Genomic DNA, 12,923 nt, shown 5'->3' with positions numbered 1-12,923 from the left:
TGCTGAAATAAACTGTGACAACCGAAGTTGTCTTGGTCACTTCACCAGACATTGAAAATCAAAAATTGTTTTTGATGCTCGATGCTGTGAGTGCCCACACAGATTGCTTGATTCAAATTGTTAAAGAGCAGGGTTTGAAACTATAACCCTCACTGGGTTGCTTTGCAAGCCAGACCAGCAGCGCACTGCGCCGTGCTGATGGAGGCGCATTATAGGGATCTGATTCTTTCTGACAAGCAAAAACTATGTGTTTTTTTGAGAAAGACGTTCAAGTGTTTAATCCGCAACCAGATCGTGCAAAACACCTTCGCCATAGGGCTCATAAGAGGTCACTTTCGGCAGCACCCGGGCCGCTCAGACCAGGCTGCCGGCTCTATATAGAGAGGGTTCATATATGAGGGGGAGATGCGCAAATAGAAAAGGGCCCTGCCGGACCCTTTCAAATGTGTGCTGCTGACCAATCAGATGGAGAAGCTGGAGCCGCAACCACAGGTGGTCGAGGCGTTGGGGTTGGTCACGGTAAAGCGGGAGCCTTCCAGACCTTCGGTGTAGTCCACGCTGCCACCAACCAGATACTGCAGGCTCATGGGATCGATCACCATGGTCACGCCGCTCTTCTCAACCACGGTATCCCCGTCGTTGATCTTTTCGTCAAAGGTGAAACCGTACTGGAAACCGGAGCAGCCCCCCCCAGTGATGTAGACCCGCAACTTGAGCTCGGGATTTTCTTCTTCGGTAATCAAGGTCTTTACCTTGTTCGCCGCCGCATCCGTCATCTGGATTGGCAACGGGGCTTCTGCTACTGCACTCATTACTGACCTCACAACCATTACATCCACAAACATGGAAACCGCGAAATTATCCAATACCCGACCATTTAGTTCAAGTATTCACCACTCTCTTACTGCACCACGGGCAAGGGGGCTGGTTGAGTCACCAGGGGCTTGAGTACCTCGCTCCACTCCGCCAGCAACTCCTGGGCCGGCTGGCGCCCCTCCTTGGCGATGATGATCCTCACCCGATCCGGCACAAAGCCTGTCGGCAGTTGCCAGTTGCCTTCGAGCAGCTGGAAGTAGCGCAGCGCATAGCGCCCCTCCCCGACCTTCATGCCAAGCTCACGCCCGCTGAGGATCCTGGGCTTGTCTGCCAGACTGCCTTCGACCCTGATTTGTACCTGGCCCCGGAACAGCTCCCGCTTCTTGGCGGGCTGGGTCAGGGCCAGACGATAGTGATAGCGACCCGGCACGCTGGTTTCCTGCAGGGTCAGGTTGTCGATGGTCACCCCAACCTGATCACCGGTAGGACGCATGATCCGCTCGAAGAAGGCCAGCTGGCGTTTCTGCTCCTGTACCTGGGCCTCCTGATCCTTGAGGGTCTTCTGCAACTGTTCGAAAGCCGCCTTCTGGGTCGCCAGCAAGGTTTCCTTGACCCCCAGATCCGTCTTGAGCTGGCCTATGGCCTTGCTCTGCCGCTCCAGGGTCTCTTGCTGCACCGTCAGCAGACTGCTCTGTGCCAGCTCTTGCCGGTTCCCGATGAAATAGCCGATGCAGGCCCCCACCGCCAGCACCACCAATACCTTCACGATTTGGGACATAGGGCCTCTTCTATTAGCACGCCATACCACGGCCTGTTTCCCTTCACTATACGCGACCTTGCCGGATTGATGCGGATAAACAAGGAGTTAACTGGCAGCCACGCTGCCGTCTCCCCGCTTTTGACGCGCCGCAAGTCGTAAAGTTCGCTCCAGGATCTGGGAGTAGATGGGACGCCCTCCCAACCACTGCGCCACCAGGGTGGCCCCTATGGTGGTGATCATCATGGGCAGGATCAGCTGATAGTTGTCCGTCATCTCGGTCACCAGCACTATGCCGGTGATGGGGGCCCGCACTGTGGCGGCAAACAGCGCTCCCATGCCGGCGATGGCGAAGGCGCCGGGCTCTATGCCCAGATCGGGAAAGGCCGCATGGAACAGGTGACCGAAGACCACCCCGAACAGGGTGCCGAGTGCCAGGGTCGGGGCGAAGACGCCGCCGGGGGCGCCCGAACAAAAACAGACGAGGGTGGCGATCAGTCGCACCGAGAAGATGAGGAAGAGGGTCGCCATCCCATAGTCGCTCCCCACCAGATGAGGGATCAGCTCGGTTCCCCCACCGGTCAGCGAGGGGGCAAACAGCGACAGCACACCGAAGGTACCCGCCACCAGCATGCCGATGGCGACGAAGCGGTGACGCCTGTTCTGGTGCAGGGCCAGATAACCGTCCTGACAGGCGAGCACCAGCTTGTTAAACACGAAGCCCAACACGCCGAAACAGCCCCCCATGAAGAGGAAGAGCCAGAGCGCCTTCAGGGCCGGGGCGTCGTAGTGGGGCAGGCTGATGACAGGCGCCTGCCCCTTCATGTTCTGCAGCATCAGGGTCGCCATGACGGCCGAGATCCCCACCGCCTTGATGGCGAGGAAGGAGTAACGGAACTGCGGCCGCATCTCCTCCATCACGAAGAGAATCCCCGCCAGCGGTGCGTTGAAGGCGGCGGCCAGGCCACCCGCCGCCCCCGCCGCCAGCAGGGCGTGACCATGTTCCTTCGGCAGGCGGAAGATGTCCGCCACCATCTTGCCAAGGTTGCCGCCGATCTGTACCGAGGGCCCCTCCCGCCCCAATACCATGCCGGAACTCAGGGTACAGATGCCGCCGAAGAACTTGACCGGCAAGACCCGCCACCAGCGCACCGGACGCAGTTCGTCCATGGCCCCCTCGATCTCGGGAATGCCGGAGCCACCCGCTTCCGGGGCGAAGGTGTGAGTGAGGAAGTAACCGACAAACCCCAGCAGGGCGCTGAAGCCAAAGCCCAGCAGACCGAGTTGCCACCAGGGGCGATCCGCCAGCAGCAGGACTCGCTGCTGTGCCAACCAATGCACACCGGATTCAAACAACCCGCAGACCAGTCCGGCCAGAACCCCGACCAGGGCGGCCAGCAAGAGCACCAGCAGCGGCATCTTGTCCCGCTGGATCAGGCGCTGCAGGGCAGGAGGGCGACCTTGTGTGGTCGCCTCGCGAGGGGGGATAGCTTGTTGCACCATGGGTATTCACGCTCATCTAACGAGGGTCGGAAAACACCCGGCCTCGGCTCGGCTGCCCAGCACAGGGCCTTTCTGCTATAGTCGGCCCGTTTCATTTATCACGGGTGCAGACCGGGAGTCCGGGTGGCGAGAGCGCAAAGCATACTCCTCCCACCACAGCCTGCCGAGCCGCAATCGACCGCCTGCGCCCGGGTGACGACCAAAATCCCATTAAGGATGATCCATGTCAAAATCAGATCAGCTGTTTGAACAGGCCCGCCAGACTATTCCGGGCGGCGTCAACTCACCGGTCCGCGCCTTCAATGGGGTCGGCGGCACACCCCGCTTCATCGAGAGTGCCGACGGCGCCTACCTCTATGACGTGGACGGTCAGGCCTATGTGGACTACATCGGCTCCTGGGGCCCCATGCTGCTGGGCCACAACCACCCGGCCATCAAGGCCGCCGTCATCAAGGCCGTTGAGAAGGGGTTGAGCTACGGCGCCCCCACCGAGATCGAAGTGCTGATGGCCGAGAAGGTACGCCAGATCGTCCCCTCCATGGAGCAGGTGCGGATGGTCAACTCCGGCACCGAAGCCACCATGAGCGCCATCCGCCTCGCCCGTGGCTACACCGGCCGGGACAAGATCGTCAAGTTCGAAGGCTGCTACCACGGCCACGCCGACTCCCTGCTGGTGAAGGCGGGTTCCGGCGCCCTGACCCTGGGTCAGCCCAACAGCCCGGGCGTTCCGGCCGACTTTGCCAAGCACACTCTCACCTGCGTGTTCAACGATCTGGACTCGGTGCGCGAGGCCTTCACCCAGTACGGCAGCGAGATCGCCTGCATCATAGTCGAGCCGGTGGCGGGCAACATGAATTGCATCCCGCCGGTGCCCGGCTTCCTGGAAGGACTTCGCGCCATCTGCGACGAGTTCGGTGCCCTGCTGATCCTGGACGAAGTGATGACCGGCTTCCGCGTCTCCCTGCGCGGCGCCCAGGGTCACTACAACATAGACCCGGATCTGACCACCCTCGGCAAGATCATCGGGGCCGGCATGCCGGTGGGCGCCTTCGGCGGCAAGAAGAAGGTGATGCAATACATAGCCCCGACCGGCCCCGTCTATCAGGCGGGCACCCTCTCCGGCAACCCTGTGGCCATGGCCGCCGGCCTGACCATGCTGGACCTGCTGCTGGAGCCGGGTCTCTACGAGCAGCTGAGCGCCAAGACGGCGCGGGTGGCGGAAGGGCTGAAAGCGGCCGCCGCCAGGCACGGCATCCCGCTCGCCATCAACCATGTGGGCGGCATGTTCGGCTTCTTCTTCACCGAAGAGAGCGAGATCACCCGCTACGAGCAGGTCACCCGCTGCGACATGGAGCGCTTCAAGCGCTTCTACCATCTCATGCTGGAAGAGGGTGTCTATCTGGCGCCGAGTGCCTACGAGGCGGGCTTCCTGTCCCTGGCCCACGGTGACAAGGAGATCGAACACACCCTGGCCGCCGCCGAGCGCAGCTTCGCCAAACTGGCGGGCTGAGCCCTGCCAGCATGAACCAAGGGCCCGCGAAGGGCCCTTTTTTGTTACCTCTGTCGCCTCGCCTTGCCAGAGCCCCCTTCTGGTGCAGCCCCCTCTCTCTTCTCGCCGGCGTTTGCCACTTGCTGGTGCATTCGCGGCCACACAGGCTGTCATAAAGCGGGCCCACTATTTGCACTGCCTGACTCAGGAGCCCACTTGACCGAGGTCCATATGGCAGAGATGAGCCCCATCGATGTGCTGCGGCGCTATCAGGAGTACGAAACCGAGTTGACCCCCCTGTTGCTGGGGCTGCTCACCCTCCCCCAGGAGGCCCTCAAGGGCTATCCCTTCGTGCTGAGCGTGCAGAGCCTGGGCCAGAGCCAGGCAAGCGCGAGGATCCTGCCCCCCATTCCGGCCCCCCAGGGGCAGTTGCGACTGAGGGTGCAGGGTCATGGCCGCGAGCTTGAGATCAATCTGCACCATCTGATCGCCTGGCTGATGGGGGACAGGGAGCGGCGCCGCGCCATCCCCTGGTTCAGGGCCGTCTACGTGATCCTGAGCCTGGCGCTGTTTCTCATCGTGGGAACCCTGATCTGGCATGGCCTCGAGCAGCTCTATCTGCTGCTGTGCGGCACCCAGCAGAACCGGCTCGGCGCCTTCAGCGCCATCATCTTCCTGACCCTGGCGCTGGCGGTGTTCGATCTCGGCAAGACCATACTGGAGGAGGAGGTGCTGCTGCATAAGGACATCTTCCGCCACAGCGCCATTCGCCGCACCATCACCCGCTTTATCGCCGCCATCCTGATCGCGGTCTCCATCGAGGGGCTCTTGCTGCTGTTCAAGGGATCCCTCGGCCAGAACGAACTGCTCTGGCCTGCGGTGGGGGTGATGGGTTGCGCCGTGGGATTGCTGCTGGCGCTGGGGCTCTATGTCTTCCTCGGGGCCAAGGCCGAGGCCGCCCTGGTCGCCTCCAGTCAGCGGCCCCTGACCAGTGACGGCGAGTCTGGGGCAGGCCTTCTGCCTCGGCGACGCAGTGGCTTCAGACGGGCGAGATAACTCCTCGCCCTGACAGGCTTCCTGCGGATTGGAGACGGCTAGCGGGGAGCCTCACTCAGCTGGGCTTGTGCTTCAACCTGGATGGGCTGACGGCGCGCCGCCTGCCAGGAAGCGTACATGGTCCAGGAGGTATAGATGACGATGAAGGCCACCAGCCATTTGAGCATCTCCATGTCCATGGACTGTACCAGCATGGCCGCCAGTACCACGCCGATGGGGCCGAAGAGGGCCACCGCCAGCACGGCCCTGGCATCGAAGGCCCCCTTGCGGATGAAGGTGCCCGCCGAGAAGACGCTGAGCACGGCGGTGGACCCCATCATGATGGGGAAGGCCGCCAGCGGGTTCATCCCCAGCAGATAGACCAGCGTCATGCAGGGGGCGAATAGCCCTATGCCCACATTCATCAGCACCCCGAACAGGAAGTTGCCGAGCAGGGCTATTCCCAGCTTGTAGCCACTGAGCCCCATGGCTTCGCCCCCGAGCGGGAACAGACCCAGCAGGCCGGCGAAGATGAGTCCGGCCACCACCAGCAGGGAGACAGCCATCACCAGCCTGATGGTCTGGCGATCGAACGAGGCCACATGACGGGCCCCCCAGGCGGCGCCCGCGGCGGCGGCGGCCATCATGCTGATGAGGGTGAGCGGATCCACCTTGACCACGCCGATGAAGATGAGGGACTGGGTCACGGTCGGCAGCACGCACTGACCGTTGAGGGTGCCCGGCAGCAGGCGATCGTCGATCAGCTTGAACTGCTTGTAGCAGGCGGTCTTGACCGCGAAGCTGCCGACCCCAAGGGTGTCGAGAAAGTTGGCGACGAAGCCGATGGCCGCCACCGGCCAGAAGGGGGTGGACTCCAGCTCGCCCCGGCGCCGCTTGTGCCACCAGGCGTGGACCAACATGAAGATAAAGACCAGGGCGCAACCGATAAACAACAGGCGCAGAAAAGTGACAAGCATAGGGGGACCTCCAGCAACGGGCGGCGATTCTAAGGCAGCCCACAGAAAAGATCCTGGTCTGGATCACGCTTTCATCGAGTGCAAACGTTTTGCCCCGTCAGTTTCTGATGGTAAAGCTCGAATGACTCTGCCAATACTTGTCGTTGAGGGCGCAAGCCCGCACTCATCGGGCGTAGTCCTGGTCATTTCGCGACGACCACAGCACCGATGGGCATAAGCAAAAGAAGGCGGTCACCCGCCTTCTTTTTATTGCCTTCCGTCATCCCGGCCGCAGCGGCCTCAGGAGATCCAGCGGGGCAGCCTGGGAGCCAGGCGGTCGATCAGCCGATCCGACAATGGGGTCAGCAGCAAGGGCGGCAGGCAGATGAGGGCGAGGCAGAGGGCACCGACATAGACGTCCGTCAGCCAGTGGGCACCGGCGAGGATGCGGGGGGCCGAGAACAGGGGCACCATCAGCACGGCGATCACCGCGGCCCGGCGCGGCAGGTAACGCAGGGCAAAGCCGGCGAAGATCATCAAAAACAGCGCATGATCACCGGGGAAGCTGTCGCCCGCAGAGTCCTTGGTCGGGATGGTGCTGAGCTCGGTCAGCCGCAGTGCCCCGTCCACCATCAGGGTGGGGCTGGGACGGCTGACCGGCAGCAGGTGGCCGAGCTGATTGATCACCAGGGCCCCCAGCAACATGACGATCCCCATGGCCACCAGGCGACGGCGCCCCTCCCCCCGGGCCCGGAAGAAGCAGGTGGCCAGGATCAGCCCCATGCAGCCCAGGGCGGCCAGATCGAACAGGCGATTGTTGGTGATGGCCACCAGATCGGCCCAGCGGGCGGATTCACCCAGCCAGCCATTGACCAGCTGGAAGGTGGCGAGATCCCAGTGATCCCAGGGGCCATGACCCGGCAGGGTGGCCCAACTGAGGGCAATCAGGCCCCCGATCAGATAGAAAGGTATGAACTTGCTCATGCCGAGTCTTCCTTCAAAAAGCGGTGATTCTAGGCCAGCCTCCCGGTGACTTGAATCACAAAAATGTAAGAATTCATGTAACAAGCAATGCTCTATTGAATCTTGTTTATACCCGCCCAGCCACCTCCGGATGCGGGAACGGCCAGCACCACCTTGGCGCGCCAGGGGCTTGCGGCTAGTATGAGGCTTTTTTTACTCAGGATGATGGCTATGCGCAGCTACCTTCGCATGATGTTGTTTGCCCTCGGTTTGCTGGCGGGCGTGCAGATACCGGGGATCGTCGATCTCTACTACCAGCGGCTGGATGCGCGCCTGCAGCAGGCCGGCCTCAGTCTGGCCCCCTTCCAGCGCACTGCGGATCAGCACTTTGGCGGCGATCTCGATGCCCTGGTCGCCCATTACGGCGCCAGCCAGGATCCCGTCTTCACCCAGGATGCCACCAGCCTGCAGCAACTGGTGAGCCAGCAGCGCCACCTGCAGCAGGAGCGCGCCTTCCAGGATAGGCCCTGGTACCTGCAAGTCTCCCACCTGCTGTTGCAGGCGGACTCCCAGCTCTGGCAGGACACCCTGCGCAACTACGGCTATGTGGTGCCCCTCAAGCAGGCCGCCATCTTCTGCGGCGTGGCGGCGGGACTGCTCGCGTCCCTGCTGGGGGACCTGCTGCTCGGCCTGCTCCTGCTGCCCTTTCGCCAGCGCCAGCCCGCCCCCCGTCACACCCTGCGCTGACCCCTGGCCGTCTCAAGCAACAGGGGCCAGCGGCCCCTGTTGTCGTTCTCCTCCCGAAAGGGGCTACTCGAAGGGTTCGAGGTAGGCCTCGATGGCCTTCTTCAGCCAGGCCAGCACCTTGCCGTGATGGGCGTTTTCCGACAGATAGACCCCGTAATCGCGCCACTGCAGGCTGAACTTATGCTTCAGGGTCAGCAGCTCCCCCTGGCGCAGCTGGCTCTGGATCAGCGGTGAGGGCAGCACCGCCCAGCCGAGACCGTCCAGCACGGCATCCCGCATCAGCTCGAAGCTCGACAACCCGATGTGCTGGCCGCCGATGGGGAGCAGGCTCTTGACCGAGAACTCGTCCACATAGGAGAGGGTGACCTGGGTCTGATCGGTGAGATCCTGTTGCAGCACCCGTTTCAACCCCGCCAGCGGGTGGCTGGGCGCCACCACCATCAGGGTGCGGATGGGGTTGAGCACGTCTATGTTGAGGCCGCTACGCTCCTGATCCTCGGTAATGAGGCCGAAGGCGGCATCCACGAACCCCTCCTCCACCAAGGCTGGCAGTTCGGGGGGCGAGGCCAGCACCAGGGAGATGCTGGTGCCGGGAAACTGGTGGCGCAGCGCCCCCAGCATCTCGCGCCAGACCGGCTCCGGGATGGCGTCATCCCGCGCTACCCGCAGCGCCACCTCGGCCCCCGAGGCGTGGTGCTCGCACTTGAGCTTGAGGCTGTTGGCCGCCTGCAGCAGCCGCCGGCAGTCGTCCAGCACCTGCTCCCCTATCTCGGTGAGTCGGCTCTGGTTGGCCCCTCGTTCAAAAAGGTCGACGCCAAGCTCCACTTCCAGGGCGGCGATCGCCGTGCTGACGGCGCTCCGGCTCTTGCCAAGGCGTCTGGCGGCATTGGCAATCGAACCACTGTCTGCTGATTCTACAAAGAGTTGTATCTGATAAAGCTTCATGATCGCGCTCTGGTGGCAGCTTGTTCCATCTTCACCTTACGCCGCCCCCCTTCCCCAAGGCAAACCCGTAGCGCCGTAATTATCGACGCTCAGCGATACCCAGCTCTGCCCCGGCTGCGGCTATCCTCTCCCTCGTCGCAGCAACAGAAGGAAACCCCATGTCATTCAGTCCCCTGCTTTTGGCCCGCCTCTTCCTGACGGGGGCCATCCTGACCGAGGTGGCAGGCACCTCCACCATGGCCCTGATCCCGGAGAGTGAGACCGGCTGGCTCCACCATCTGCCGATGTGGCTGCTCATCGCCCTCTCCTACCTGCTGCTGGCCAAGGCCGCCAAAACAATCTCCATTGGTATTGCGTTCGCGTTGTGGGAGGGGCTGGGAATCGCCCTGATCACCGCCGTCTCCGTGCTGTTCCTGGGCTACGAGCTGAGTGTGCAGGAGTGGATAGGGCTGGCGCTGGCAATAGTGGGCATTGTTATGGTGACCCTGGGGGAAACCCATGCCGAGCCGCTTGATGCAACTACGGCCAAGGAGCTTCCATGCACCCGTTGATCATCGTACTGGGCGCAGCCCTGCTGGATGTGGGGGCCAACATGGCCATCAACCGCTCCCTCGGTTTTCGCCACAAGGGCTGGGGCCTGCTCGGCATACTGCTGGTGCTCTGCGCCTTTACCCTGCTCAGTGAGGCGGTGAGCACCGGCAGGATAGATCTCGCCGTGGCCTATGCCACCTGGGGCGCCATCGGCATCCTGGGTACCGCCCTCGGCGGCCTGCTGCTGTTTGGCGAGCGCCTCAAGCCCGTCGGCTGGGTCGGCATCCTGGTGATGGCCGTCGCCGTGGCCCTGCTGACCACGGCCTGACCCCATGAAAAAAGCCGCCCGGTGTTCGCCGGGCGGCTTTCTTGCGCACTCATGAGCAAAGCCCGCTCATGCCAGCTCCGCATCGACCTCGTAGAGCTCCAGCGGCAGGCCGTCCGGGTCTGCGAAGAAGGTGAAGCGACTGCCGGTCAGCTCGTCCACCCGTACCGGCTCCACGGCCACCCCGTGGCGCTCAAGATGGGCAATGACGGGATCGAGCGCCTGCACCCGAAACGCCAGGTGCCGCAGGCCACACGCCTCCGGCCTGGATGGGCGCGCAGGAGGGGCGGGAAAGCTGAACAGCTCCAGCTGGCTGCCATCCGGCAGCGCCAGATCCAGCTTCCAGGAGTGGCGGGCCTCCCGCAGGGTCTCCGCCAGTATGGGCAGCCCCAGCACCTGGTGGTAGAAATGGCGCGAGCGCTCATAGTCGCTGGCGATGATGGCCACATGGTGAATGCCGCCGAGCAGGGGAAGTGTCATGACAATCCTTGTAAAACGGGCAGCCAGGGCCGCCCGTTTTCGTTAGTTGAAGAAGCCGCCGAACCAGTCATCCAGCGCGTTGACCGGGTTGGAGACAGGGCTGGCGCAGCTTGCCGGAGCCCCGAGCCCCGCCAGCTTGGCCGGCACCTGCAGGCTGCCGGGACAGTCGCTGGCGACCCGGGCGCCGCTCGCGCGGGAGAAGCTGGCCCAGCTCACCCCTTCCGGCATCTTCAGCCCCAGGCTGTTGACGCCGCGCTGGCTCATGTAGCCGCTGAACAGCTGCAAGGCACCGCTGGCCCCGGTCAGCCCGGCGGGCTGGTTGTCATCCCGGCCGACCCAGACGCTCACCAGCTCGTTGTTGTCCATACCGGCAAACCAGGAGTCCCGCAGCTCGTTGGTGGTCCCTGTCTTGGCGGCCATGGTGGCGCCGGGGAACTTGGCGCCGAGCGCCCGGGCCGTGCCCTGGCTCACCGTCTTGGTCATGGCGAACAGGGTCAGCCAGCTGGCCTGGGGATCCGTCACCCGCTTGGCGGTCTCGTCATGCTGATAGAGCTGGCTGCCATCGCCGTTCACCACGGCGCGGATGGCCGACAGCGGCTGGGTCAGCCCCTGGTTGGCGATGGGCAGGTACATCTGGTTCACCTCCATGGGGGAGAGTGCTACCGCCCCCAGCACCAGGGACGGATAAGGCTGGATCTCCTGCTGGACCCCCAGCTTGTGCAGGGTGTCCACCACCTTGTCGAGCCCCACCTGCATCCCCAGGTTGACGGTCGGCACGTTGAGGGAGCTGGCGAGCGCCTCCATCAGCGGCACGCTCTGGCGGAACTTGCGATCGTAGTTCTGCGGCGTCCAGATCTGGCCATCCTGACCGCGGATGCGGATCGGCTGATCCTTCAGCGGCGTGCCCAGGGTCAGGCCGTTGGAGAGACCGGTGAGATAGACAGCCGGTTTCACCAGGGAGCCTATCTGGCGACGGGCATCCAGGGCACGGTTGAAGCCGGCGTAACGGGGATCCCGTCCCCCCACCATGGCGACCACCTCGCCCTTGTGCCAGTCGGAGACCACCATGGCCGCCTCCAGCTTCTTCTTGCCGCGCTGTTTCTCTATGGTGGCAAGGCCGGTCTGCACCGCCTGCTCGGCGGCGTGCTGGGCGATGGGATCCAGGCTGGTGAAGATCTTGAGGCCGGATTGCTTGAGCAGATCCGGGCCGAAGCGGTTCTGGATCTCCCGCTTGAGCAGCCCCATGAAGGCCGGGGTGCGGCCATAGCTCATCTGGCCCCGGGTGATGATGCCAAGGGGCTGCTTGCTGGCCAGCTCATACTCGGCCTGGGTCAGGCTGCCGTGATCCATCAGCAGCTTGAGCACCAGATCCCGACGCGCCTTGGCCCGCTCGGGGAAGCGCCAGGGATCGTAATAGGAGGGTCCCTTCACCATGCCCACCAGCAGGGCCACCTGATCGATGTCCAGCTCGTTGACCGGGATGCCGAAGTAGAAGTAGGAGGCGAGCCCAAAGCCATAGACCCCCTGGGAGAAGTTCTGCCCCAGATAGACCTCGTTGAGGTAGGCCTCCAGGATCTCGTCCTTGCTGTAGCGATAGTCGATGAGCACCGCCATATAGGCTTCCTGCAGTTTGCGCCACAGGCTGCGCTCCCGGGTCAGGAAGAAGTTCTTGGCGAGCTGCTGGGTGAGGGTACTGCCCCCCTGCACGGTGCGACCCGCCAGCAGGTTGGCCGCCATGGCGCGCATGATGGCCACCGGGGAGACGCCGCCATGCTGGTAGAAGTCCCGATCCTCTGTGGTCAGCAGGGTGACCAGCAGGCTGTCCGGCACCTCGGAGAGGCGTACCAGCAGGCGATCCTCCCGATCCTCTGTGTTGAGGCGGTCCAGCAACACCGGGTCCATCTGGGCATAACCTAGCTGACGCTGGTTCTCCAGGGACTGGATCCCCTCCAGCCGCGCCCCGTTGAAGGTGAGGCGCAGGCCACGGGCGCCGTCGGCGCCGTCATGGAACTCGAACGGACGGCGGACCAGCTCGATGCGGTTGCCGCTCACGGCATACTCCCCCGGGGTGTGGGGCTGGCGCACCTGCTTGTAGCTCAGCATGTTGAGCTCCCGCAGCATCTGGGTCTGGGAGAGGCGCTGGCTGGGGTAGAGCTCCAGCGGGCGACTGTAGACCATCACGGGCAACTGCCACTTCTCCCCGTCAAAACGCTCGCGCACCTTGGTATCCAGATAGATGCCGAACACCACCATAAAGGCCGCCACCACCAGGGAGAGCTTGAAGCCCAGCCAGAACAGGGTGCGCCAGATGGTGCGCTTGGGCGCCGCCTTCTTGGGGGTACGCTTGCGTTGTTGCGTTGCCATAATTCCTCTTTG

13 protein-coding genes are annotated in these 12,923 nt (G+C 63.4%); 5 read left to right on the top strand and 8 right to left on the bottom strand.

Features of this window, described 5'->3' with window-relative positions; all coding sequences use genetic code 11:
* Nucleotides 1–461: 461 nt before the first annotated feature.
* The 3 genes from erpA to clcA form a co-directional block, all read right to left on the bottom strand.
* Nucleotides 462–812, bottom strand: coding sequence for an iron-sulfur cluster insertion protein ErpA (gene erpA / locus HB860_RS02095; protein WP_025328177.1), 351 nt, complete (start codon nucleotides 810–812; stop codon nucleotides 462–464).
* A gap of 89 nt (nucleotides 813–901) precedes the next feature.
* Nucleotides 902–1,594: a DUF6776 family protein gene (locus HB860_RS02090; protein WP_202047152.1), complete on the bottom strand. Its 693-nt coding sequence runs from the start codon at nucleotides 1,592–1,594 to the stop codon at nucleotides 902–904.
* Between the two features lie 87 nt (nucleotides 1,595–1,681).
* Nucleotides 1,682–3,076, bottom strand: a complete 1,395-nt coding sequence (gene clcA, locus HB860_RS02085; RefSeq protein ID WP_247625590.1) for a H(+)/Cl(-) exchange transporter ClcA — start codon at nucleotides 3,074–3,076, stop codon at nucleotides 1,682–1,684.
* A gap of 223 nt (nucleotides 3,077–3,299) precedes the next feature.
* On the opposite strand from clcA, the gene hemL reads away from it, so the two are divergent.
* Both hemL and HB860_RS02075 read left to right on the top strand, forming a co-directional pair.
* Entirely contained in the window at nucleotides 3,300–4,586 is a 1,287-nt protein-coding gene (gene hemL / locus HB860_RS02080) for a glutamate-1-semialdehyde 2,1-aminomutase (protein ID WP_247625589.1), read from the top strand.
* A gap of 210 nt (nucleotides 4,587–4,796) precedes the next feature.
* Nucleotides 4,797–5,621 (top strand): hypothetical protein, encoded by an 825-nt coding sequence (locus tag HB860_RS02075; RefSeq protein ID WP_247625601.1) that lies wholly within the window; start codon nucleotides 4,797–4,799, stop codon nucleotides 5,619–5,621.
* 38 nt (nucleotides 5,622–5,659) lie between these two features.
* On the opposite strand, the gene HB860_RS02070 is transcribed toward HB860_RS02075, so the two are convergent.
* Both HB860_RS02070 and HB860_RS02065 read right to left on the bottom strand, forming a co-directional pair.
* Nucleotides 5,660–6,577, bottom strand: a complete 918-nt coding sequence (locus HB860_RS02070; protein WP_247625588.1) for a sulfite exporter TauE/SafE family protein — start codon at nucleotides 6,575–6,577, stop codon at nucleotides 5,660–5,662.
* Between the two features lie 279 nt (nucleotides 6,578–6,856).
* Complete coding sequence (locus HB860_RS02065) at nucleotides 6,857–7,540, bottom strand: phosphatase PAP2 family protein (RefSeq protein WP_247625587.1); 684 nt, start codon at nucleotides 7,538–7,540, stop codon at nucleotides 6,857–6,859.
* 210 nt (nucleotides 7,541–7,750) lie between these two features.
* Here HB860_RS02065 and HB860_RS02060 point away from each other — a divergent pair, with 210 nt between their 5' ends.
* Nucleotides 7,751–8,266, top strand: coding sequence for a DUF2937 family protein (locus HB860_RS02060; protein ID WP_247625586.1), 516 nt, complete (start codon nucleotides 7,751–7,753; stop codon nucleotides 8,264–8,266).
* A gap of 63 nt (nucleotides 8,267–8,329) precedes the next feature.
* Here the strand turns inward: HB860_RS02060 and HB860_RS02055 are convergent, their stop codons facing one another.
* Complete coding sequence (locus HB860_RS02055; RefSeq protein WP_247625585.1) at nucleotides 8,330–9,211, bottom strand: LysR family transcriptional regulator; 882 nt, start codon at nucleotides 9,209–9,211, stop codon at nucleotides 8,330–8,332.
* Nucleotides 9,212–9,369: 158 nt separating this feature from the next.
* On the opposite strand from HB860_RS02055, the gene HB860_RS02050 reads away from it, so the two are divergent.
* Entirely contained in the window at nucleotides 9,370–9,762 is a 393-nt protein-coding gene (locus HB860_RS02050) for a DMT family transporter (protein ID WP_139434076.1), read from the top strand.
* The gene (locus HB860_RS02045; RefSeq protein ID WP_025328187.1) at nucleotides 9,750–10,070 is read left to right on the top strand and encodes an SMR family transporter; all 321 of its coding nucleotides are present in this window, start codon (nucleotides 9,750–9,752) and stop codon (nucleotides 10,068–10,070) included. The genes HB860_RS02050 and HB860_RS02045 overlap by 13 nt, the downstream gene beginning before the upstream one ends.
* Nucleotides 10,071–10,136: 66 nt before the next feature.
* Here HB860_RS02045 and gloA2 read toward each other — a convergent pair whose 3' ends face one another.
* Both gloA2 and mrcB read right to left on the bottom strand, forming a co-directional pair.
* A complete protein-coding gene (gene gloA2, locus HB860_RS02040; RefSeq protein WP_247625584.1) occupies nucleotides 10,137–10,547 on the bottom strand; it encodes an SMU1112c/YaeR family gloxylase I-like metalloprotein in 411 nt (136 codons plus the stop codon).
* Between the two features lie 42 nt (nucleotides 10,548–10,589).
* Nucleotides 10,590–12,911 carry a penicillin-binding protein 1B gene (gene mrcB / locus HB860_RS02035; RefSeq protein ID WP_139434074.1) on the bottom strand — a complete coding sequence of 774 codons (2,322 nt, stop codon included), beginning with the start codon at nucleotides 12,909–12,911 and terminating at the stop codon, nucleotides 10,590–10,592.
* Nucleotides 12,912–12,923: the final 12 nt, after the last annotated feature.

Origin of the sequence: Aeromonas genomosp. paramedia (assembly GCF_023093515.1) — a bacterium.
Lineage (GTDB): Bacteria > Pseudomonadota > Gammaproteobacteria > Enterobacterales > Aeromonadaceae > Aeromonas.
The sequence above is the reverse complement of the archived record's forward strand: the minus strand, read 5'-3'. Positions and strand labels throughout refer to the sequence as shown.

Excerpts from the sequence above, each read along its gene's own strand:
- erpA (WP_025328177.1), bottom strand. The coding sequence starts at position 812 with ATGAGTGCAGTAGCAGAAGCCCCGTTGCCAATCCAGATGACGGATGCG.
- HB860_RS02090 (WP_202047152.1), bottom strand. The coding sequence starts at position 1,594 with ATGTCCCAAATCGTGAAGGTATTGGTGGTGCTGGCGGTGGGGGCCTGC.
- clcA (WP_247625590.1), bottom strand. The coding sequence starts at position 3,076 with ATGGTGCAACAAGCTATCCCCCCTCGCGAGGCGACCACACAAGGTCGC.
- hemL (WP_247625589.1), top strand. The coding sequence starts at position 3,300 with ATGTCAAAATCAGATCAGCTGTTTGAACAGGCCCGCCAGACTATTCCG.
- HB860_RS02075 (WP_247625601.1), top strand. The coding sequence starts at position 4,797 with ATGGCAGAGATGAGCCCCATCGATGTGCTGCGGCGCTATCAGGAGTAC.
- HB860_RS02070 (WP_247625588.1), bottom strand. The coding sequence starts at position 6,577 with ATGCTTGTCACTTTTCTGCGCCTGTTGTTTATCGGTTGCGCCCTGGTC.
- HB860_RS02065 (WP_247625587.1), bottom strand. The coding sequence starts at position 7,540 with ATGAGCAAGTTCATACCTTTCTATCTGATCGGGGGCCTGATTGCCCTC.
- HB860_RS02060 (WP_247625586.1), top strand. The coding sequence starts at position 7,751 with ATGCGCAGCTACCTTCGCATGATGTTGTTTGCCCTCGGTTTGCTGGCG.
- HB860_RS02055 (WP_247625585.1), bottom strand. The coding sequence starts at position 9,211 with ATGAAGCTTTATCAGATACAACTCTTTGTAGAATCAGCAGACAGTGGT.
- HB860_RS02050 (WP_139434076.1), top strand. The coding sequence starts at position 9,370 with ATGTCATTCAGTCCCCTGCTTTTGGCCCGCCTCTTCCTGACGGGGGCC.
- HB860_RS02045 (WP_025328187.1), top strand. The coding sequence starts at position 9,750 with ATGCACCCGTTGATCATCGTACTGGGCGCAGCCCTGCTGGATGTGGGG.
- gloA2 (WP_247625584.1), bottom strand. The coding sequence starts at position 10,547 with ATGACACTTCCCCTGCTCGGCGGCATTCACCATGTGGCCATCATCGCC.
- mrcB (WP_139434074.1), bottom strand. The coding sequence starts at position 12,911 with ATGGCAACGCAACAACGCAAGCGTACCCCCAAGAAGGCGGCGCCCAAG.